Source organism: Caballeronia sp. LZ019 (assembly GCF_031450825.1).
GTDB lineage: Bacteria > Pseudomonadota > Gammaproteobacteria > Burkholderiales > Burkholderiaceae > Caballeronia.
Genome location: NZ_JARTVZ010000004.1, coordinates 78,955 through 99,146, shown reverse-complemented (window position 1 = coordinate 99,146; position 20,192 = coordinate 78,955). Strand labels below are relative to the sequence as shown.

General features: G+C 60.4%; 17 protein-coding genes and 2 pseudogenes. 15 read left to right on the top strand and 4 right to left on the bottom strand.

Features of this window, described 5'->3' with window-relative positions; genetic code table 11:
* Positions 1-279, top strand: a pseudogene (locus P9255_RS27300) (DNA topoisomerase); the annotation flags it as partial.
* Positions 280-314: 35 nt separating this feature from the next.
* Positions 315-635, top strand: coding sequence for a hypothetical protein (locus P9255_RS12240; RefSeq protein ID WP_309789599.1), 321 nt, complete (start codon positions 315-317; stop codon positions 633-635).
* 245 nt (positions 636-880) lie between these two features.
* Here P9255_RS12240 and P9255_RS12235 read toward each other — a convergent pair whose 3' ends face one another.
* Entirely contained in the window at positions 881-1,009 is a 129-nt protein-coding gene (locus P9255_RS12235) for a hypothetical protein (protein WP_309789598.1), read from the bottom strand.
* Between the two features lie 365 nt (positions 1,010-1,374).
* On the opposite strand from P9255_RS12235, the gene P9255_RS12230 reads away from it, so the two are divergent.
* Both P9255_RS12230 and P9255_RS12225 read left to right on the top strand, forming a co-directional pair.
* On the top strand, positions 1,375-1,890 hold the full coding sequence (locus P9255_RS12230) for a hypothetical protein (protein ID WP_309789597.1): 516 nt from the start codon (positions 1,375-1,377) through the stop codon (positions 1,888-1,890).
* A gap of 11 nt (positions 1,891-1,901) precedes the next feature.
* Positions 1,902-2,510 (top strand): hypothetical protein, encoded by a 609-nt coding sequence (locus tag P9255_RS12225; protein ID WP_309789596.1) that lies wholly within the window; start codon positions 1,902-1,904, stop codon positions 2,508-2,510.
* A gap of 547 nt (positions 2,511-3,057) precedes the next feature.
* On the opposite strand, the gene P9255_RS12220 is transcribed toward P9255_RS12225, so the two are convergent.
* Both P9255_RS12220 and P9255_RS12215 read right to left on the bottom strand, forming a co-directional pair.
* On the bottom strand, positions 3,058-3,474 hold the full coding sequence (locus P9255_RS12220; protein WP_309789595.1) for a hypothetical protein: 417 nt from the start codon (positions 3,472-3,474) through the stop codon (positions 3,058-3,060).
* On the bottom strand, positions 3,447-4,463 hold the full coding sequence (locus P9255_RS12215; RefSeq protein WP_309789594.1) for a PRTRC system protein D: 1,017 nt from the start codon (positions 4,461-4,463) through the stop codon (positions 3,447-3,449). The genes P9255_RS12220 and P9255_RS12215 overlap by 28 nt, the downstream gene beginning before the upstream one ends.
* A gap of 2,624 nt (positions 4,464-7,087) precedes the next feature.
* On the opposite strand from P9255_RS12215, the gene P9255_RS12210 reads away from it, so the two are divergent.
* On the top strand, positions 7,088-8,065 hold the full coding sequence (locus P9255_RS12210) for a site-specific integrase (RefSeq protein WP_309789593.1): 978 nt from the start codon (positions 7,088-7,090) through the stop codon (positions 8,063-8,065).
* Between the two features lie 317 nt (positions 8,066-8,382).
* On the opposite strand, the gene P9255_RS12205 is transcribed toward P9255_RS12210, so the two are convergent.
* On the bottom strand, positions 8,383-8,571 hold the full coding sequence (locus P9255_RS12205) for a hypothetical protein (RefSeq protein WP_309789592.1): 189 nt from the start codon (positions 8,569-8,571) through the stop codon (positions 8,383-8,385).
* A gap of 446 nt (positions 8,572-9,017) precedes the next feature.
* On the opposite strand from P9255_RS12205, the gene P9255_RS12200 reads away from it, so the two are divergent.
* From P9255_RS12200 to P9255_RS12155, 10 genes and pseudogenes are all read left to right on the top strand, one after another.
* Complete coding sequence (locus tag P9255_RS12200; protein ID WP_309789591.1) at positions 9,018-9,692, top strand: hypothetical protein; 675 nt, start codon at positions 9,018-9,020, stop codon at positions 9,690-9,692.
* A gap of 46 nt (positions 9,693-9,738) precedes the next feature.
* The gene (locus tag P9255_RS12195) at positions 9,739-10,110 is read left to right on the top strand and encodes a hypothetical protein (protein ID WP_309789590.1); all 372 of its coding nucleotides are present in this window, start codon (positions 9,739-9,741) and stop codon (positions 10,108-10,110) included.
* A gap of 335 nt (positions 10,111-10,445) precedes the next feature.
* Positions 10,446-10,716, top strand: a pseudogene (locus tag P9255_RS12190) (type II toxin-antitoxin system VapB family antitoxin).
* Between the two features lie 736 nt (positions 10,717-11,452).
* Positions 11,453-12,649 carry an AAA family ATPase gene (locus P9255_RS12185; RefSeq protein ID WP_309789589.1) on the top strand — a complete coding sequence of 399 codons (1,197 nt, stop codon included), beginning with the start codon at positions 11,453-11,455 and terminating at the stop codon, positions 12,647-12,649.
* Positions 12,646-13,641 carry a ParB/RepB/Spo0J family partition protein gene (locus tag P9255_RS12180; protein WP_309789588.1) on the top strand — a complete coding sequence of 332 codons (996 nt, stop codon included), beginning with the start codon at positions 12,646-12,648 and terminating at the stop codon, positions 13,639-13,641. Before P9255_RS12185 ends, P9255_RS12180 begins: the two co-directional genes overlap by 4 nt.
* Before the next feature lie 244 nt (positions 13,642-13,885).
* Entirely contained in the window at positions 13,886-15,091 is a 1,206-nt protein-coding gene (locus P9255_RS12175) for a Replication protein O (RefSeq protein WP_309789587.1), read from the top strand.
* A 1,466-nt stretch (positions 15,092-16,557) separates the two neighbouring features.
* Complete coding sequence (locus tag P9255_RS12170; protein ID WP_040048696.1) at positions 16,558-16,761, top strand: cold-shock protein; 204 nt, start codon at positions 16,558-16,560, stop codon at positions 16,759-16,761.
* A gap of 246 nt (positions 16,762-17,007) precedes the next feature.
* Entirely contained in the window at positions 17,008-17,436 is a 429-nt protein-coding gene (locus P9255_RS12165; protein WP_309789586.1) for an antitoxin Xre/MbcA/ParS toxin-binding domain-containing protein, read from the top strand.
* Between the two features lie 34 nt (positions 17,437-17,470).
* Positions 17,471-17,947 carry an RES domain-containing protein gene (locus P9255_RS12160; protein ID WP_309789585.1) on the top strand — a complete coding sequence of 159 codons (477 nt, stop codon included), beginning with the start codon at positions 17,471-17,473 and terminating at the stop codon, positions 17,945-17,947.
* 89 nt (positions 17,948-18,036) lie between these two features.
* Complete coding sequence (locus tag P9255_RS12155) at positions 18,037-20,004, top strand: phage integrase family protein (RefSeq protein WP_404980326.1); 1,968 nt, start codon at positions 18,037-18,039, stop codon at positions 20,002-20,004.
* The last annotated feature ends 188 nt before the right edge of the window (positions 20,005-20,192 follow it).

Genomic DNA, 20,192 nt, shown 5'->3' with positions numbered 1-20,192 from the left:
ATTGATGAGAAAGGTCGCATCATCGACCGGCGCTTAGCCGAGGCGATTGTCGCGCGGCTAGACGCGGGTCTGACGGGCATCGTGACCAATTACCAAGGAAACACTTGCGAACAGGCTCCGCCGTTGCCGTACCACCTCGCACAGCTGCAGACGGAAATGTCGGCGCGGTACGGCATGTCGGCGAAGAAGACGCACGATACGGCCCGGTCGCTGTATGAGAAGAGGAAGATGGTCATCTGTATCGGCACCGACTGCCGGTATCTCCCGCAGTCGATGCACGCCGAGGCCCCGAAAAAGCTTGCTGCCCTGTGGGCATGTACACGAAGCTCACGAACGGGGCCAACGCCAAGGTCCAGTACCCATGCTGGGAGGATTCCAAGGTTGACCCGTATCACGCCATCATCCCGACCGGACATGCCGAGCTCGGGTTGTCACACGACGAGCGGAACGTGTTCGACGCGATCGCCCGGCGCTACATAACGCAGTTCTATCCTAAGCTTCAGTACCTGCAGATGTCACTCGAAGGCCAGTACGGCGACGACGTTTTCTGCTCGACGTGGTCAAAGACACTGGTTGACCGGAAAGAAGTAGACCAGCAGGCGGTCGATGCGAACAGATCGAACCTTACGCTCTAAACGCTCGGAGGGGGCAGGTGGCCGTACCAAGCACACTGCTCGCTCAACGTCGCTGATGTCATATCTTTGGTGCTCCGGCAATCGGGTTCGTCAAGTTCGTGAGGGGCGTTATGGAAGCGAAGCATCGACGCCACCGGCGCGAATTGCTGAGTCGGTAGGGGCACGTCATCAGTTGGCACGCGAGTTTGTCAGCTCGCGGGCTGACTTCGAGGTCATCCTCCGGGGCGAGAGAGTCGCGCATCGATTCAATCAGCGATCTGGTTAAAGCGCTTGGCGAAGGTCGAGATTGCATCGCCCATTGCTTTTGGCTGTTCAGGCGCCATGGCGTGGCCAGCGTTCGGCAGCACGGCCTCCGTCAAGCGGTCGCCGAGCATGGTTTCAGAACGTGAGAAAAGTCACGCGGGGCTACTGCATTGCCCTCTTTCTGTAAGTTTAGATCGGTGCCGTCCCAGCGGCGAAATAATCGTCCACCCAGTGTGTTACGACTACTGGCTTACGTATCCTCTTATCGATATGAAAACATCTTGTGTATAATGCATGATTGCATCGCTTGCCGAATTCGCGGTTATGTCAATGGCCTGGGGCTTCGGTCTTTCTCCCTTTGAGCCTCGTCGCCCGCGATGAGCTGGCCAACATAAATAGCGCCAGGCGGTGCGCTCGGCGTAGTCGGATTAGAGAGTTCACCACGCATTCCCTCGGCGAGTTCAGATCGATAATGCGTCAATACGTAAGCAGGCAAATGAATAAGGCCAGTAAAGTGCAACCGGTGCGTCCAGTCGATCTAGAAATGTGGCGTACGAGGCACGGCTTCACGATCAGCGCCGCATGCGAACTTCTCGGCTTGCAGCGGCAAAAATGGGCCGAATTGCACAAAAAGCCGTCCGAGCCTATCGACGATATGGCCGTTTGCATCCTTCTCCTGTTCTACTTGGAGCATCCCGAAACGATTCCCATGGCTCGGGTCGTAGACATACGTCGCGACATGCATTCACTTGGGTTCAATCCCGAGGATCCTTCCCATAAGAAAGAGTATGCGATCGCTCACGGGCGTGAGCCAGCCGCCGCATACCGGTGGCTTGGCGACCAGGGTGCCGTAGGAAAGCCCGTTGAGCGTTTGATGGAAGCAGTCAGCAGGCTCGACGCCAATTCGGCTGACAAGCGACGCAATGCGCTCCGCAAGATTGCGACGGAAGTTGCTGACCGCCAGGGTGTGACTGATCCGTTCGCTCGCGGAACGTGGCGCAAAGAGCAGTGATGGCCACGTCAATGGAAAAGCCCAAGCGACCGGGCATCGACGTCACGGTCGTGCAGTTTTTCAAGCCGAAAAGCGTCCCGCACCGGATTCACGTGCGCTCGATTACCACGCCGCTTCAGGAGTCGCTACCCGGATTCATAACGGGATTGTCTGGACACCAACGCTTGAACGGCTTGATGTTTGCGCGTCAGTACGCCGATGCGCATCAACTCGAAATGATTGTCGTCGATCTGTTGGCGGGTTTCCAGCGACCGTTGTACACCAAGGTCATGCCTCCCTCGTCGGTCAAAGATCATGATGTCTTGAACATGATGCGCATCAGCAAGGATCTCGTCGGAAAGATCGCTGACTACTGGCAAAAGTGGGTGGTGGCAAGCGAGGGCAAGAAGGCCGAGAACAAATACGACTGGTCCCGCCCGTCTGACTTTGTCGCACGTCGGCCGGACCTCATCGGCAAGCTGCTGGAGCTGGAAGAGTTTCACCATGTCGCGATCGTTACTCATCCCGTGATGACCCAATTCAGCGATCAACCACTGACGGCTACTTCCTTTCGCGCGCACAGTCCGTCGATTGTCGAGGCCCACGCGCGGTTCCATCCAGAGATTGAAGTTGCGCTGTAGAAGCTCGGGTTGTGTTGCAGGCGGCAAACCATGCTTACTGCTCAAAGTCCACAGCAGGTAGCAGCCCGCTTCCGTGCGACCATCTCGCATCGGCGATGCATCACCCTTTTCACAGCGAAGCGTCCACGCAGCACTCGCCGGGGCTATTCAACCGCCCTGCGGCCTCGCGGTGAGCCGCGCCCGTAAAACCGCAATGGTGGCTGGCCCCTTCGAAGCCGCGCGCTAACCGGGCGCGCTCAGCCCGTCACCCGACGACGCGTAGGATTCACGCCGCGCGGACAGCCGTAAGCGGGGGACTTCCGTGGGCCAGTGCAGCATAGGATGAATCGATCACTTCGGCGAAGCAACGACGGATCGTGTGACGGTGCCACCGCGCAAGAGCATATATGGCTAGCGGACAAGCGGGCGTTCGCTTTGGCGAGAAGCCGGTGACGCCTCATCGCTGCAGTGGCCGCGATTGAAGGACCTGGAACAGCGCCCGATGCATGAGAGAACCTTCGCCAGCGGCTGATACGCCGGCAGCTCGTGCCCATGACCGTCGACCGCATTAGTCCATGATCGACATATCCATCCGTTTCATGAGGGAGCGTTGCCCGGCGGACAAACCCATGTGCATCGGCGCTTCCTCCGCCATTGCGTCGGTCGCGACATCTGGCACATTCCGACCGCCAATAGTCGTAACCTGGTTGCCAGCTCCTGGCGACGACGCTGGCGCAGGGCTACGCTGCGGCACGACCGGGCCTGGCTCGGCGACCGTCGCGGGGGTGACCGATCCTGTCACATCAGGGACCGCTGCAGCCACGATTACGCCCTGCTCCACCATTAGACCTAGATTGGCAAGCCGGCGCAGTACCGACATGCGTTTGCGCGGCGTGACGGCGGATAAGGCGTCATATAGCCCCGCATCGAGAACGTCGTGCACCATGCCGTTAAGTCTCATCGGCTTCCGTTCGAGCGCAGCCATTGCTCCCCCAACATTTGAAAGCCACGGACGTTCGCATACACGGGGTTGTCACCCGTATGCACTTCGAGGTTCGGGAAGCGAGCCTTTACCGCGTCGCGGTAGAGATGAGTTGCGCCGCCCACAAGGATGACATTCTCGATATCGACGACGCCTCGCGTGCCGCTGATGAGCTTATGCACCGCGGAATCAGCGATCTGACGGATCAGCGGACGGTATTTTTCAAGCCCGACCTGCCGGCCGCGGACGCGCAAAACACGTCCCGTACGCAGCGATTCGTCGATGCGCATGATATCGCCCGGATCGCAGTTGAGGTCGGCCTCAATCGCGTCGCGAACCGCCGTAAGGATGGTAGAAGCGCCCTGCTCGTTGACTGCCGACGAGCGCGAATCGATCGGCCTGCTGCCCTCGGACACCACCCAATCCAAGGTGTAGTAACCGGGATCGATGATGAGGTTCATTTCGTGATCGATGGCGTCGACCGTATTGTTTTGGACGACATAGTCGTAGAAGCCGCCCATCGGCTGAGGAACAACTGAGACCTTGTTAATCGTCACAGTTTTGTTCCCTACGCGGTGCTCTCCCGCAATAAATTGTTCAAGAAGGCGGCGCTTGGCCCCGTAGGTCGTCAATGGCAAGCCGAGCACCAGGCAATCGATCTCATCCAGGCTCATGTACCCGAGCGCTGCCCGGACAAGCGCCAAATATCGGTTCGACAGACAGAAATCTTCGTCAAGCACGCGGTCGTGACTGCCTCCACCCAACGCCAAACGCACATCTTTGCCACACTCGTACGTCTCACCTGCAATTTCGATTTTCAACGTATCCCGCTGCCGCCCGATGGCGCGGGAGAAGTCATTGTGCAACGCCATCGGTGTCAGCGACGGAAAGAAGTCACAAATCGAGTCCAGGCCGCCGTCCAGCATTCCGACCGTAAATTTCGTGTTGCCATAGCCAACGTCCACCGCGCGAACTACTTTACCCTTAACCATCGCTGTCTCCTTTTTGCCGCTGTTAATAAACGACGCGTGCCTGCGTCACCCGCACATCAAGACCGGATTGTGCGTATCGATACATTGATACACAATTGCATTGTTGTTTTTCTGCTCGTGGAAAAAGGGAGATCAAGGCAAGGCCGTTGTCATACAGCGATCAGGTCTAGATGCGTGCAATACCCCGGGCTGCGTGCAGACTTCCCTGTCACCCGGGAGCTGTACTCGCCTCAATATTGGTTGACGCCTTCCAGAAGTGTTGGATTGCGTGGATCGCCTAGTCGGAAGCACGGGGTGAGCTTCGTCGCCCTTTTGCGGCGAACAGTTCGTTCGCCGCCTGCTATCGGCGAGGGCAGGCTCGAGGGTGCGAACTCCATTGAGGTGGCGACCGCGCCGAAGGAGGCGTCACGCGTACTGATCGACAACGTTTGACGACCTGGGATGCGTCTACAGCAATCGGCCGCAGTATTTGATGCGGCCGGTTGGACGGCGAGAAGCGTTCGGCCGTACATTGTCTGCCCGGATCGCGCCGAGGCGATGATGCAGACGCACTCGAGCGCCGATGCCTATGCAACGTCGTTGCGAGAGCAGGGGCTAGAGTCATTAGTCGATCCTAGGCCGAATGTGCCTCTTGATCAGGTGCCACAGGAACTGGCCGAGAAAAAGGCGCCGCTCCATAAGCGAGCCCCAGACAGTGAGGCTAGATTTTGATCGACGGGAAGTAGCGAGCGAAGGCGAGAGAGAGTCGCAGCAGAAATCGCCGCGACGTCGCAGAGCCCTATCAGCCGTCCGCAAATCTGACGATTGCATAAAGCGGGAGCGGAATCCTTGTCGCCCGACTACCGAGAGACTTGCTCTATGTGCCCGCGCACATAGCGTCCTAGCTGTCTTCATGTCTCCGTCGAGCATCGGTATGTCAATGTTTTCATCCTCGTTTGGGCGATACCGACCTCCTTGTCAACCTCCTCTGGCCCGAACGATACCGCGAGGCCGCACTCATCGTCGGTTGTTGGTCGATGTGTCACCGCGTGACCACCATGACCTGCCCTAATCGCATCTCGATAATCGACGCGCAGCGCGAAAAACACGCCGCGTTGCGTCATTGACGCGTCGTTGCGAGTACCGTTGCCCTCAGGGGATTGAGTCTATGACGCATGAATGCGTCGTTTTCCTTGCTATCCGCATCGCTGAGCGAGTAGTAACCAGCGTACGACGCGTGGTGGCGTCATTCCCGCGCGAGTTAAGCATTGTTCGCCGGCACGTTCCCGGCCTGTGACGCGTGGCGGCGTCGTTCGCTTTTTCATTTTACTTCGTTGACCGACCGGTACCAGAACGCTATGACGCCTCGCTGCGTCGTTCTAGCGTCGTCCCTGTGTGATGCGGACATTGTTAGCTGCGGCGTCCCGCGCTATGACGCGTGGCGGCGTCGTTCTTCGATATCGGCGGAGCGCACGCGCGAGACGACGCGTGCCAGCGTCGTGTTCGCGTCGTTTGGCTCCAGCAATGCCTGAGACGACTTGCGAGCATGAGTTAGGGGAAGATCCTATATACGAGATTCACCAGTGCCTTCGAGGATCGAATGCATCCTAGTGTCGGGCTTTTACCGCGCGTTGAGCCATGCGTCGTAACAGCCCGACATCTGAACACCCATCTAATCTCTCGAACGGGCAACGAACCGGGAAGCGGCTCACGGCTTTCCCAACTGCCGCGGGCGATTGCGCCGTATTTGAATCAATGCAGGTGGCCGTTACAACGCACTGCGCAATGCGTCGTAACAGCCATCGTCGGTTACTGGCGATCCCCAATGCGCGCTACATGGCAACCGATAGTGCGGCGCTGTGTTAGGTGAAAGAAGCGTTGGAACGCATCGCATGCCAGTCCCTTGAACGGGTCAGTTAGGATTTGCGTGCGGCCTGTTACCGCGCGCCCGTCGATGCGTTGTAACAGCCACAGATGCGAACACGCAGCCGGTGTCTGCTGGGACGACGAACTGCGAGTTGGCTCGGCGCTTTCCCAAGTGCGATGGGTGTGCCCGGCAATTTCCAATCGATCGAGGCGGCCGTTACTGAACACAGCCTCGTGCGTTGTAACGAACAGGGCCGCTGACCGGCGATGCACACTGCGCGTTGCGTCGATTTGATAATTGCTCTGCGTTACTAAGTATCTATATTGCGCACAAACAACACCGGATCACTGACCTGCACCGCTTTCCCCATCGAATCGGTATTATGCTCGGACTTGCGACGGCCTGGGCTGTTACCGCGCGCCCCATTAGCACGGGTAACGCGGCGAAAACTCTATTAGTCGAAAACGTACAGCTTCGCTGTAGCGAGAATGATCTGGTGTCCGAAGGGCGATCATTCGGAACACGATCGGGGCTTGGAATCGATACGTGCTGCAACCAATCCGGCGCATGCCATTCGGCAGGCTGCACGATCAATGATTACATCAAGCACGAGAAAGCGGGGATCCGGTTCGAATAGACCACCGCTTCGGTCGAGCATCGCTACGCGTTCTCGATCGGCCAGACCGAGCAAGAACGGCTGATGGAGCCGGCAACACATCGGAGTTGCTGCCGGCTGAACTCATCCGCATAAGAAATTAATACGACCTAGACCACACCCATGGACCGAAACCGCGCACGCAGTCAAACCAGAACTGAAGACACCATCACCAAATACCTAAGACGGGCCCATCAGATCCTGAGCCGCATGGCCAGGGAAATGTGGTTACACGAAGATGCCTATCCGGCACCCGACGACGTCATCGCCTACATGGAACGGCACGCGAGTGAGTGGAAGTGGGCGACCTTTCGCCAGTACCAAGCTAGCATCGCCTGCCGGTACGACATCGAATTTGAACGCACCCAATACCCACTTTTCGCCAAGGCTGCCGAACAGATCCGGGCGCTATCGTGGGCCAACTGCAAGCCGGAATCCGAAGTCGGTCAGACTTCATCACGCAAACGCAAGGGGGTTCCGAAGCGCGATTATGATGCACTGATTGCGAAGCTCTCGAATCCGGCGAAAGGCGGTGACTACTCACGCCGTGCAGCGCTCTGGCTCAAAGCTGCAGTCAGCACCGGGTTGCGCCCGTGCGAGTGGCGCGAAGCGAGCCTCTCAGTCGACGGAGAGGAACTTATCGTCAAGAACGCCAAGGCGACCAACGGGCGTGGCACAGGCTTGAGCCGGTCCGTTCCCGTGCACCCTGACGACCTCGAGGTCGTCCGAGCCCATCTCGAGTCGCTCAACGCACTGCTTGCGACAAGACTCACATTTGCGCAGGTCCACGAGTGCTGCGCCGGAGCACTGCGCCGCGCTTGCCGGTCGCTGTGGCCCAACGATTCGAAGCGACGCTACGCGCTCTACTCCGCTCGGCACCAATTCGCGGCGAATGCGAAAGCGGTGAAGTCGCAAGAGGAGGTCGCCGAACTGCTTGGGCATCATTCGGTCAGGACCGCACGCCGACACTACGCACGGCGTCGTTCCGCCTGGGCGCAGTTTCGGGAAGCTGCCAAGTCGATGACGAAGCCAGGCGCAGCGCCGGTACCCGCTAACCCTGAACCGATCGACGACGTCAGACCCTTTCGGCCCCGGCTTTAGTTCGCAATACGCGCTTGTTGCATGCACACGCTGCTTAGGCGAATCCTTACCCGTGCTCGGGCTACGCGAACGCAAAGGGTATCGTCTGCGAAGCAACCAAGACTCGGAGGTATGCATCATTAAGCTCGTCGCGGTTGTCGTCGCCGCTGCCCTCGCCGTCCCGGCGGTCGCGTCCTTCTTTCGAAGCCAGTTGCTCACGCCCGCTCGCGTTGACAGAACCGGTGCAAGTCGAACGCGCTTGCTATAACCCGAGAATGGATCGCGCGACCAATCGGCTTTGATTCAGTCTGCCGCAGCTGAGGCGCAGCCCAAAACGGTCAATCAGCTGCGGCGGCATCTCCGACATCTCGTCCGCTCTTGTTAGTCTGATTGACACCGGCGATGGCGTCGCACCGGCGTACCTGGGTCATTGGCCCGCTAATACCCGTAAGGCTTTTCCTGTCGGCAAAGAACTGGTCATTGCCGGAGCCGACAGCGGCCAGTTTGCCTTTCAGCAGTTCTTGCACCGGCTGCGCCGATGGCTTGCCAGCGATCGGTCGCCTAGGCATTCTGCATTCCCCTCGCGTCTGTTCCCGACGCTGCGGGACGTCCGAGCGCTTATCCCAGAAGGTCGCGCGGCGCATAGCAGACTTGTCGTTTTCGCGTGTTGGTAACCGCGCTCCCCGACTAGCGCCCTGCCCTTTCCGGACACTGTCGATCAGGCAGCAGGCAATGCGATCGCGACGCGAGTCGCGCACGATGAAGGGATTATGTGTCGGAAATGCTCCCGTAGGACCCGTGGACTCTTGGGAGCTTGCCTCCTCGTTCAGCGAGCCACAGAAGGGTCCCAATCTTCGTCCGCGTTACTGCCATCGTCAACAGCTGAAGGGTGCTGATGCGTGGTAGACGTGAGAATCTTGCTTTCGCGGCGCTAGGCTCCACGCGTATCCTTGCGTCATCAAGGAGAAGAAACATGCCGCCCGACAAACTTGGCCGCTACATGGTGAGTGACGAATTTCTACAACGCGCGAACGCCGCTATCGAAAAGGCCGTGAACGAGCTTGAGGCCAAGGGAATCAAGCCTGCTTATATTGTGCGCGACGGTGAGCCACGTGATGAAGCCGTGGAACGCGTTCCTGTCGCTGTCGCGAACGCCGGAACCGCCCGCGGTAGCCGATTAGGTCGCTACATTACGAGCCAGGTATTCGCTGACCGCGTCGCGAATGCGGTCGAGGACGCAGTGCGTGAACTGGAGGCCAGAGGGCTGAAGCCAATTTATGACGAACCCGCTACTGCTCGTGCTGTTCTAGCTGAAGTGTGCGCGAGCGGGCGATACGTTGCGTTGTGCAATCGCCTAAGCGAACTGTTGCGCTCGCCAACCTGTGCACGGCAAGTCAACGCGGCCACCACTGCGACGGCCAGCGCGTTACTGCTTGCGAAAACTGCGATGCCAAGCGACGAAGCGAAATTTATGGCCGGGATTCGGGCACAACTGGCTCCTGCGCGCGAGCTACCCGTCCTGGTGGAATGGGCGTCTTGCTTGATCGATATTGACCTCGGCAGTCCCGACGCGATGCGCGATCGAACAATCATCGTCGATGACCTATTCAAACGACGCGTTAACGCGCTTCGGCAGGCGCTGGACTAGAAGAAGGCGACGCACCGAACCAAGACACGCTTTCAAAGACAACGAGATGAACCCAGACCTCGAGGAACAGCTATTTGAGCGCTATCCGCAGATCTTCTCGGGACAAGAGCGGATCTGGTGTCGGGACGGCTGGTTCAATCTGATTGACACGCTGTGCAATCAATTGCAGCAGGCGACAGCGAAGGGAGCGCCGCAAGTCACGGCGTGGCAGGTCCGAGAAAAGATGGGCGGCTTGCGTTTCCACGTGCAGCGACCCGAGCCCCTGCAACATGGCATGATCAAGCTAGCTGAGGCCATGAGCCTGCGCATCTGCGACCTGTGCGGGAATCGTGGCAAGCTTCGTGGCCTAGACGGAGACATGAGTAGCGGATGGATACGAACCCGCTGTGATGAGCACGCGAACACGCAGCCGGAATAATCCATGACCGAAGAAGAAACCAAGGCGGCCGAGCAATGCCTTGATGCAGGCAAAGCGGGCACGGCAGCAGCGCGAGCGCGAACGGGTGGTGCGCGGCCGATGCACACTTAAATCGATGTTTCTCATCTCTCCTGAGATCGTTCACACGCTTGCTCTTAACCGGCGCACGGACGACTTGTGATTGGGAAAACGAGTGATGACGGAGACAATGGCCGGTTGATCACGGACGCCGAGGCCGAGGATTATGACCGCCCGGCAGTTGCGAACGCGCGCATTGGCATGGGCATCATTTGACACCAATAATCAAGCATCAATAGGAGCTTGCGAGGCCTACAATCATCGCTCTTGATGATGGCTTGAGCGCCAAGGCTCGCGCCTATAGAGGTAGAAGAGAAAACATCGCTGGTTCGCGAAGCGCTGAAGGCGCTGATTCAGCGTGAAGCCGCCAAGCGACTCGAGAATCGTGGCGGAAGCGAACCGGGCATCACCAGAGCGCCTCAAAGAACTTCCCGAGTTCCGCGGGTGTTTGCCGTGTCCCGACGCGCAGTTCGACCTTGGCGCTCTCGTCGATTGGCGGAGGCGTATGCGACCCCGTTGGCGCCTTAGGATGCCCAGCGAGCGCCGCGTCGACGGCGTCAAGGAATGGCCGGCTCGCAGCTGTGGGCTCTCCGCCGTGGATATTCGGACACCGGCAGTGCTCCGTACTCTATCGACTGCCGAAATAGAGTAACCGCAACCAAGGAGAGAAGTACGGAGGTGGCGAGCGACCGCCCCTGCCACAACGCTACCCTGCAACGGCGCGGTTTGCGCTGTTGGTGCATCACGGCCGTCCACCGTTGCGCGCACGCCCTCGCAGGGCACGACCGGCTAAGACCACAACAGTTTCATAGAGATGTTTCCGGTCCGTATCCGAGAAACAACAGTCCGTCCTAAGAATGTCGTATCATGCGCAGGATACGAAAAAGGTGTGACGACGGTTAGGCAACGGCTGCAGTCGAACACTGGCACTAGTGCCGGTGCAAATGAAGGTCATTGGTTCGAAGGCTCGGCGGATTTCGCGTCAATGCGTACGCGCCGCAAGCAAAGCGTTTCTGATAACGGCTTAGAGGCCCTCCGGCGCGGGCACCGACGCGCTTGATTAACGCGATCGGATGACCCTGGCGCTTAACGTTGTTTCGCGGAACCTACGTGTCCCGCCCGCGCTGCAAGGCGTTGCGCGATCGCAAAACCTCAAAGTTAACTTGCGTTTACCCAGCTTGCCGACTAAAGTCGGCCTTGATTCTATCGCTAGAATTAAAAACTCTTCTGTCGATAGAATATCTCTTGACGATAAAAACGGACCATGGACTTAGACCTCGCCAACCCCGGCAAGACGACGCCAGAAGATCTTATCAAGCTCGCTGGTTTGTCCGACTTCATGCTGCAAAAGATTCGCGACGAGCTACTCGAACCATTCCCAAGGAAGGTTCCGCCGACGATTAGTTCAGCACGGGTCCAAGAGATGTGCGGGATTGACGTCCAGCGAATGGCCTACATGCTCAAAAAGGGCGAGCTTCCTCAAGGCAAGCAGACCCGTCGAGGGTCGCCGCGTCAATTCACCGTGGTTGAGGCCGTTCAATGGGTCCGTGCTGAACTGGCTCCAACTCCAAGATCGGGTCCCGGCAAGGTTATTGCCGTCGCCAATTTCAAGGGCGGCGTGACCAAGACCACGATGTCAACCGTCCTCGCACAGGGACTGGCGATGCGTCGTGGTCAACGTGTTTGCCACATAGATCTCGACCCGCAAGGAAGTGCGACAACGCTGTATGGGATCAACCCGCACGCAGAAGTCGACGCTTCGCAAACCATCATGCCCTTGATCGAGGCCTACTTGAGGGGTGACGAGTTTGACATGCGGTCCCTTCCCCAAGAGACTTATTGGCCGAACTTAGACCTGATTCCGTCGTCCACTGAACTCTTCAACGCTGAGTTCATGCTTCCTGCGCGCGCATCGGCGGGCGCCCGCGGCGAGCGATTTGAAAACGTCCTTCACGCGGGACTTGAAGCGCTGCGCGAAGAGTACGACTACATCATATTGGACACGGCACCGACGCTGAGCTATTTGACCATCAATGCTGTCTTCGCGGCTGATGGGGTGATTGTGCCTGTCGTGCCGGACGTTTTGTCGTTCGCCTCCATGGTGCAATTTTGGCACTTGTTTTCGGATTTGGTGACAGGCATGGCAGCACGCGGAGAACAGTCACGCAAAGAATTCGACTTCCTCGACATCTTGATCACGCGCATGACGCCAAAGCCGGCAGCCAAGGCGGTCCAATCGTGGATTAGCCAACTCTACGGTAACCGCGTCATTCCAGTCGAGATTCCAGAAACCGATGTCGCTCGCAATACGAATATGCGATTTGCGACGGTCTACGACATTACGACATATGAGGGGGGTGCCGAGACTTTGCGTCGGATTCGAACGCCCTGTGACCAATTCGTTGATCGCGTCAACGATCGCGTGTCGGCTCTTTGGCAAAAAGGGGGTAACGCATCATGAGCATGAAAAATTTTGCCTCCAAGGCCGCGAACATACGCCTTACAAATGAGGAGGCAGACGAGGCACAGAAGCGAGCCGCGACGACGCCTCGCACCGCTCCCGGTCAATTGATGCACCTCCAGGCGAAGTCGGAACAGCAACAGGATGAAATCGACCGCCTCAAGAAGGAGCTGCAGGAAGCCAAGCAAATGGGCGGTGCGGTAGATGTGCCTCTTTCCGATTTGCATGAGGTCCCGGGCCGGCGTAGATACATGGCTCCGGAGAAGTATGCCGAGCTGCGAGACAATCTGCGGCACAACAAGCTCATCCATCCGGTAGTGGTCCTTCCTCGGACACAAGGCGGATTCGAAATTATTTCGGGACACCATCGGAGCGATGCTTATCGTGAACTAGGGCGCGAAACGATTCGTTGTGTACTGGGCGAGGCGACGCCAGAAGAGGCCGATGAAGGAGCCTTCTTCGCAAACTTGATGCAGTCGGACCTTACCGACTACGAGAAATACGTTGGAATAAAGCGATTTCAACACGAGCATCCAGAATTGACCAAGGCATCTGTTGCAGAGCATGTGGGGATCAGTCCGTCGCATATCAGCGCTTTATTATCCTTCGAACGTCTCCCGCAGGAAGCCCGGAAGATTCTTGAAGCGAACATGGCGCTATTGGGAGCAAACGCCGCGGCGGAGTTGGCGGTTCTCGCTGAGGCGGGCAAGAGCGACCGAGTGCTAGAGGCGGTCAAACGTCTTGCGGATGGGAAGTTTGACCAATCGCAGGCGATTAAATTCGTACGCGCTTCCGTCGAGCCCAAGAAAGCAGCGACAGGAGCTACGAACTTCAAGATCCGCTCGGGAAAAACGACGTGGTGCGACGTCCGCAGCGCAAAGAACGTCATGCGCATCGAGTTCCAGTCAGAGGAGATCGCGAACTCGGTCCGTGACGCTATCCGCAAACACCTTGAACAACTGGCACAGGTTCAAAAAAACGCAAACCATTGATTTTTAAGCCCTTCGTACTACGCAGGCGCTGATGGAGAAGGAAATGAAGGAACTTTAAGTCTATAGAAGACAAAGGCCCGCAGCTGGAAACTGAGGGCCTTTGTGATTGTGGGCTTGGCTGGAAACCTTGCCGCACTACTCCCCAGCTGGAAACTGGAAAGGGACTACATACATCCCGGAGTTTAGCGCAACAAGATCGACAGTCAAGTGAAACCTACCCATTCACCGAAATGGACCGCTCGACATGTCTATCGCGCAACGCTTTGTTGCCGGCGAGGGTGAAGCACACCCCGCAGATACGGCCGCCCTCACCGCTTTTCGCTGCGACTCAACCAACCTGCCCTGGATCATCTTCCGGGCGGCATTCCGGGCCGCACGTATCGAAGAAATCCCCCGTCGCGCTCGAGAGGTTCTGTCCGCCCTCGCGCGCACCGTTGACGCTGCTAAACCCTTCGCCGCCATCTTTGCGCGCCGCGAACTGCTCACAGGCCGCGCGCTGCAATCCATGCGGACCTTCTATCGCAGTCTCGACGATCTCGAAGCCGCCGGACTGATCGATCGACGTCAGCAGGGCCGCTATGTTGAAGGGGGGTTGTTCGGTCGCGCGTACCTCCACCTGACCAAGCATGCGGCTGCCGTGCTCGGCCTGATCGAGTCGCCGCCCGCGCAACAAAACGAAGCCGTGCAAGCGCCGTCACAGCCGGCACCCTCCCCCGCCCCGATTACTGTGTCGACACCGTGTGCCAATGTGGCAGACGGTGGAATATATAAGGATCTAAGCCCTTCTGTTTTTCAAAAGAGACAACCGGGCCAACTGCCTGCGGACCTTCAGCGCCTGCGCACCCTGGGATTCTTTGATTTCTTGATCTTCAAGTTGATGCGTGAAGCCGGCGGACACGGTAAGCGGCTGTCGGACGTGGTCGAGGCCACCTGGGATCACCTGAAGCGCGCCAAGGCGCCGATCAACTATCTCCGCGCCCTGCTACGGAATCCAGTTGATTTCGGGCTGCTCGTACGCCGTCGTCACGCAGAGGCTCACGCCGAGCACGAGCGGGCACAGCAACAGCGCGAAGCCGAGCGGTTCGCGCGCGAGCACGCCGGTCGCACGTTCATTGATGTCAACAACGCGCGTCAATTCGTCGTCGGCGCCGCAGGAGACTCGATGACGATCTTCAGCGTGACTGAGCGCGTCGGCCGGCAAGCCACCGGTTGGATGCAGTCGTTTGCGAGTGCCCTCAAGGCCGGGAAACTCCGCCCCGCCACCGCGTTGGATCTGGAGCAGTTCGCCGAGGCGCAGCGTCGCACCGCACCATTAGTTCAGCCGGTGCGATCGTCGCTGACCGGTGAGCGACCGCCCGTGACGGCAAGCGCGCGTGAGCACATTGTCGGCCTGCGCCAGTTGCTCAAGGCGCGGACGGCGGGCGGATCAAACACCGCCCTATGCCGATGACTTCCGGTCGCGTCAGACTCGAACCCGCGGCACGGCGAAACGACGAGGCTTGCAAGCACGCTTGCCAAACGCAACTAGCGGTCGATTGTGCTTTCGCCCGCAGCCGGCTCGGGCCTGTATGACGAACGGCTTTGCTGAAATCCGCGCGCGAGGCAGCGTGGATCGGTACGGCGGCACCGGTAACGGGCCACCCAAATCACCCAGGCAGCGGGCGACGCGGGGCGCGATTTTGCTCCGATCCGCCAACCCACCCAAACCAACACGGGCCCATGCAGCGCACATCGTCGGTGTCAACGAGCGCGGAGACAACAGCTTGAGCTCGATGGATAGGCGTACCGCTGTTCGTCTTGGGTTTGTGCACGTTCAGAAGAGGGCTTACCCCGATGCGATCGTCCCGCGCATCAAGCGGCTCACATTGGCGACCCTCAGGCACGACTGAGTCCTGCTGCACGAGATCGATAAGCGCCGTAAGTGCGGCGCCCTTTCGAAGCTCGGCAGGGAGGCCCGCGAGACGTTTTTGTATCCTCGTGCAGTTCCTCGCCGACGTTCCGATCAAGGTCGTGGCCGTCGCGATCGATAAGCGCGGTCTGACCCAGCGCGACGCCAGCCCCGGATACCGTACTCTGTCGGCGTCTCGTATGGCCCGAACGGGGTGCGGCTCTTCCTGCGCCTCCAGCGGCGGCACGAAGCGCTCACGCACGCGGCGCGTACGGCGCATGGCGCAAAGGAGGGTGCCGATTTCAAAGCGGCCTGTGCGCCGTATGCGACGGCAAGACCGCGCGCCGGCGCGCGACGCCTTTGACAATGTCATCTGTGACACGAAGACGAACGCCGAGGGGCTGCAGCTCGCCGATCTGATGGGCGCGACCCGGCCTGCTTACCCTGCGGCACGATCACCCGAGCCGCGCGTGCGAAGGCGCTCGCAGGGAATTTATTCGAGTGGGCGACGGGGGTCGCGAACGGAAACGGCTTGAAGTTCAGCCCTAGAAGCGAACGGCCCTCGAGCACATCCTGCAGCCAGACGCCGGCCGCTTGGTCGCGACTAATTCGACGTTCCGTTCGGATCGACCGGTCCTGCGCGGCAAGCGCGCTCCCCGCGTCAGCTGCCTCCTTACTTTTTGTGCTCGGCTTCTGGGCTCAGCCGGTAGGGGAGGGCCGCACGTCGTCCAGGTTCGCTCGCATGGGCTGCTTGCGCGCACCGTCGTCGATCGCCGGGACGATCGCTGAGCGTCGCTCATGCGCGGCCGACGGCGTCGCCGCCGGGTTCACTTTGCCTAGAGCCGCAGAGCCTCCCACTCGAGCATGGTAACGTCAACTATCAGCGTGACTCACGCGCGCGCCGGTAAAACTCGTCAGTCAGCGCCCGGGCGGGGAACCACCGGGTTGCCATGCAGGAGGCGCACGGCCAAGATAGGTTGGCGCGCTGCGAGGGCAGCGCCGTTCTCAACTTTATAGGTCAAGCACACATGGCAACCGGTACGGTCAAGTGGTTCAACGATGCAAAGGGTTTCGGCTTCATCACGCCGGACGGCGGCGGCGACGATCTGTTCGCCCACTTCTCTGAAGTTCGCGCCGAGGGTTTCAAAACGCTTGCCGAAGGCCAGAAGGTGACTTACGACGAGAAGATGGGTCCGAAGGGCAAGCAGGCGTCGAACATCAAGCCGGCGTAACGGGGGTGGCCCGGGCGACCCAGCGGTCGTCATGGCCGCGGAAACGGCGGGGCGGAGGCGGGGAAGCTGGCCTGTCAACGTAGGACACGTGCCAACTAGCCGACCTTACCTTGTCTGCTAATTGCTCTTAGCAGTGAACCATTTAATCGCTAGAATGACGGGTAGTCTGCTTTAGACCCCGGTCCAATCGGGTAGGGGTATCATTTGGACTATAATGAAGGTTCAAGTGATTCCAAGGAGAGCCTGATGCTACTGGTGTCGCCCGAACAGATCGCCGCGGTGATGGCGCTGCCGTCCATCCCGCACACGGTCGCCGAACTCGACGCGCAGGTCCGCGAGGGGTTGCCCAAGTCGGCGCTTAAGGAAGGTGTGGAGCACGCGACCCGCAGCGCCGAGGAGCGCCGCGCCCTGCTCGCGCGCATCGTGCCGGAAGCGACGTTTAAACGCCGCCGCGACAGGCTCAGTCCGGACGAGTCCGAGAAGACCGAGCGCTTGGCCCGCATCGTCGCGACTGCGCGCTATGTGTGGGACGACGAGGCGGACACCCGCGAGTTTCTGAACACCGCGCACCCGCTGTTGGAGGGACGCACGCCGGTCGACGTGGCGCTCACCGAACTCGGCGCGCGGCGCGTCGAGGAACTGCTGTGGAAGCTGTTCTACGGGCTGCCGGCATGACGTTTTATGAGCATCCGGCTGAGGTGTCGGCCTGATGAGGATCTTTCGAATCGCAGACCGGCGTCACCCGGTGTGGAGCGGCACCGGCGCGATGCTGGTCGGCGGGCGTTTTAATAGTCCAGGGCGACCGGTCATTTACGGCGCGCTGAACTTCGCCGGCGCAATGCTCGAGGTGCTGGTCCATGCGCGGATCGGTAAGGTCCCGAAGCATCACGTGTGGGCGCAAGCCGAGGTGCCAGAGGAGGTGGCGATCGAACGCGTAACGGTTGAGGATTTGCCGGCCGGCTGGGATGCCCCGGATGCGCCGGTCGCGCGGCGCTTCGGCGATCGGTGGATTGAGGAGGCGAGATCGGCGATCCTGGTCGTGCCGTCGGTGGTCGCGCGGGCGGAATGCAATGCGGTGGTCAATCCGGCCCATCCGGATGCCGCGCGCCTGGTGGTCTCGGCGCCGCAGGCCGTTGTCTGGGATCAACGGCTGTTCGTCAGCGGATCGGCCGGGTCGCCCGAATGAGCTCGCCGTCCTTCCCTGGAAATCCTCACCAAACGAGCCGCACGTGGGGAGCCGTTGGCTTCCGTTGACGAATCAATAAGGGCACCGCGATGGCCAATCAACCCCAACAACTGACCCTGCCGCCGCCGCGCACTTACACGCGCACCGACTTCACCGCGCTGCGCGCCTTCGTGCAGCGGCTACCCGCGGCCACCATCGCGCGGCTTTACTACGATCCCGAGCACGCGCCGCATGCAGCGAGCGCCGACGCGATGGAGCGCTATCTGCGCACGATGCGCGACGACCTGGTGCAGCTTGCGTTACGGCACGGCTCGTCGGTGCTGGCCGATCACCTGAAGGCATCGATCAAACAGCACGGCAGCGCGAAGCTCACCGCGATGACCTTGCGCATGGTCGAACAGGCGTCGACGCTGGCGGCGGCGGTGCCGCTGGCCGCGCACCCGGTGCACCTGTGGTTCCGGCCGCTGGTCGCGCAGCGCCTGAACGGGGAGGGCATTGGCACGCTCGGCGGGCTGATCGACTATTGCAATGCGCGCGGCGGCAGCTGGTGGCGCTCGGTGCCGCGCATCGGCGCGTTGCGCGCGCGGGCGATCGTCGCGTGGCTGCGGCGGCATGAAGCGACGCTGGGCGTACAAGTCGCCGCCGACGTCGATACCGCATCCCTGGTGCCGGCAAGCGTGAACGAAGGGAAGGGCGCCGATCGCGTGATCGTGGTCGGCGGCGATCAAAGCGCACCACGCCTTGCGCCGTTCGAGCACCTGGCGGTGCCGGCCGAATTGTCAGGAGCCAAAGGCTTCAACCGGGCGACGAGCTTTGCGTTCATTCGCGCCGAGCACGATCTCGCGGCGGTGCACGCGTACCTGCATCGTTATCGCGATCGGCCGACGACGTTGCGCGCCTACACGCGGGAGATCGAGCGGCTGATCCTGTGGAGCGTGGTGGTTCGAAAGAAGGCGCTGTCGTCGCTAACGGTCGAGGACTGCGAGGCGTACAAGGACTTTTTGGAAGGGCCGTTGCCGTCGTTCACGGGACCGAAGCGACCGCGCAGCAGCGGGCGGTGGCGCCCGTTCGCACCGGAAGGCCTGTCGGCCGACAGTCAGGCGTATGCGGTGCGGGTGCTGCGCGCCGCGTTCGCGTGGCTGGTCGAGGTGCGCTATCTCGCCGGCAATCCGTGGAGCGCGGTGCACGAACCGGCAACCGTCACGCGCGAGCTGTCCGTGCAAGTGCACCGGGCGCTGCCCGCGAGCTTATGGACGCGGGTGCGTCAGGCGCTCGATGCCCACTGCGACGGGGTCAACGGTATCGGCCCGGAGTCGGACGAGGAGGCGCGACAGTGGCGCGCCGCGCGGGCGGCTATTTTATTGATGGGCGATTCCGGATTGCGGCGCGCGGAGGCGGCGCTCGCCCGTCGCGAAGATTTGCGTCTCGCCGTGGTGCCCGGGGACGGGCGCGCGTCGCGTAATTCCTCGACCCGATCACCGTCGCAGACAACGTCGCCGCCAACGTCGTCCCGCTCCTTCGATCCGGCCGAATCAGGGCGCGGCTCGTCGTCCGTCTGGACGCTGACCGTCATCGGCAAGCGCCGCAAGCAGCGCACGGTGCCCGTCAGTGGCGCGACGGTCGCTGCGCTGCGCGCGCATTGGCAAGACCGGACGCGTGACTTTGACGCGCCGCATGCACGGGGGCCGCTGATTGCGCCGCTGTGGATTCCGGGCACGCGCACTGCGCTCGAGCGACATGATGTCAGTGCAGACGACGCTCCGTACACCGTCGATGCGTTCGGGCGGCTCGTCAGAACGGCCGTGCAACGGCTGGCCAAGGAGAGTGCCGCGTTGGCGGACTTCAGCACCGACGACCTGGTGCAGTTGGCGAACACGTCGGCGCATGCTTTTCGGCATACGTTCGGCACGCGCGCGGTCGCGCGCGAGATGCCGACCGACGTCGTGCAGGCGATCCTCGGCCATGCGTCGTTGCAGACGACCTCGATTTATGTGCGGGCGGAGCGACGCCGCATGCTGGAAGCCGCCGCGCGCTACTATGACGAAGACGCGGGATAGGGTCGCGGCGGAGTCGTGTCGTCGAACCGCGCCAACGACCACGGCCCGTTCTGTTGACCGAACAGCGGGTAGGTCACCATGTCCGTCAATCGAGCGACATTAGCGGATTTCCCCAACGCCCTGACGCGCGAAGAGAAGGCCGTCTGGGTGTGTCTGGTCAACAGGTCAACGGCATTAAATGACGGGCC

Bases quoted from the DNA above. Each gene is read 5' to 3' on its own strand.
- P9255_RS12215 (WP_309789594.1), bottom strand. From the start codon at position 4,463: ATGGTTAAGGGTAAAGTAGTTCGCGCGGTGGACGTTGGCTATGGCAAC.
- P9255_RS12165 (WP_309789586.1), top strand. From the start codon at position 17,008: ATGCTACTGGTGTCGCCCGAACAGATCGCCGCGGTGATGGCGCTGCCG.
- P9255_RS12195 (WP_309789590.1), top strand. From the start codon at position 9,739: ATGAACCCAGACCTCGAGGAACAGCTATTTGAGCGCTATCCGCAGATC.
- P9255_RS12155 (WP_404980326.1), top strand. From the start codon at position 18,037: ATGGCCAATCAACCCCAACAACTGACCCTGCCGCCGCCGCGCACTTAC.
- P9255_RS12185 (WP_309789589.1), top strand. From the start codon at position 11,453: ATGGACTTAGACCTCGCCAACCCCGGCAAGACGACGCCAGAAGATCTT.
- P9255_RS12200 (WP_309789591.1), top strand. From the start codon at position 9,018: ATGCCGCCCGACAAACTTGGCCGCTACATGGTGAGTGACGAATTTCTA.
- P9255_RS12220 (WP_309789595.1), bottom strand. From the start codon at position 3,474: ATGGCTGCGCTCGAACGGAAGCCGATGAGACTTAACGGCATGGTGCAC.
- P9255_RS12210 (WP_309789593.1), top strand. From the start codon at position 7,088: ATGGACCGAAACCGCGCACGCAGTCAAACCAGAACTGAAGACACCATC.
- P9255_RS12225 (WP_309789596.1), top strand. From the start codon at position 1,902: ATGGAAAAGCCCAAGCGACCGGGCATCGACGTCACGGTCGTGCAGTTT.
- P9255_RS12235 (WP_309789598.1), bottom strand. From the start codon at position 1,009: ATGCTCGGCGACCGCTTGACGGAGGCCGTGCTGCCGAACGCTGGCCAC.
- P9255_RS12170 (WP_040048696.1), top strand. From the start codon at position 16,558: ATGGCAACCGGTACGGTCAAGTGGTTCAACGATGCAAAGGGTTTCGGC.
- P9255_RS12230 (WP_309789597.1), top strand. From the start codon at position 1,375: ATGAATAAGGCCAGTAAAGTGCAACCGGTGCGTCCAGTCGATCTAGAA.
- P9255_RS12160 (WP_309789585.1), top strand. From the start codon at position 17,471: ATGAGGATCTTTCGAATCGCAGACCGGCGTCACCCGGTGTGGAGCGGC.
- P9255_RS12180 (WP_309789588.1), top strand. From the start codon at position 12,646: ATGAGCATGAAAAATTTTGCCTCCAAGGCCGCGAACATACGCCTTACA.
- P9255_RS12240 (WP_309789599.1), top strand. From the start codon at position 315: ATGTACACGAAGCTCACGAACGGGGCCAACGCCAAGGTCCAGTACCCA.
- P9255_RS12175 (WP_309789587.1), top strand. From the start codon at position 13,886: ATGTCTATCGCGCAACGCTTTGTTGCCGGCGAGGGTGAAGCACACCCC.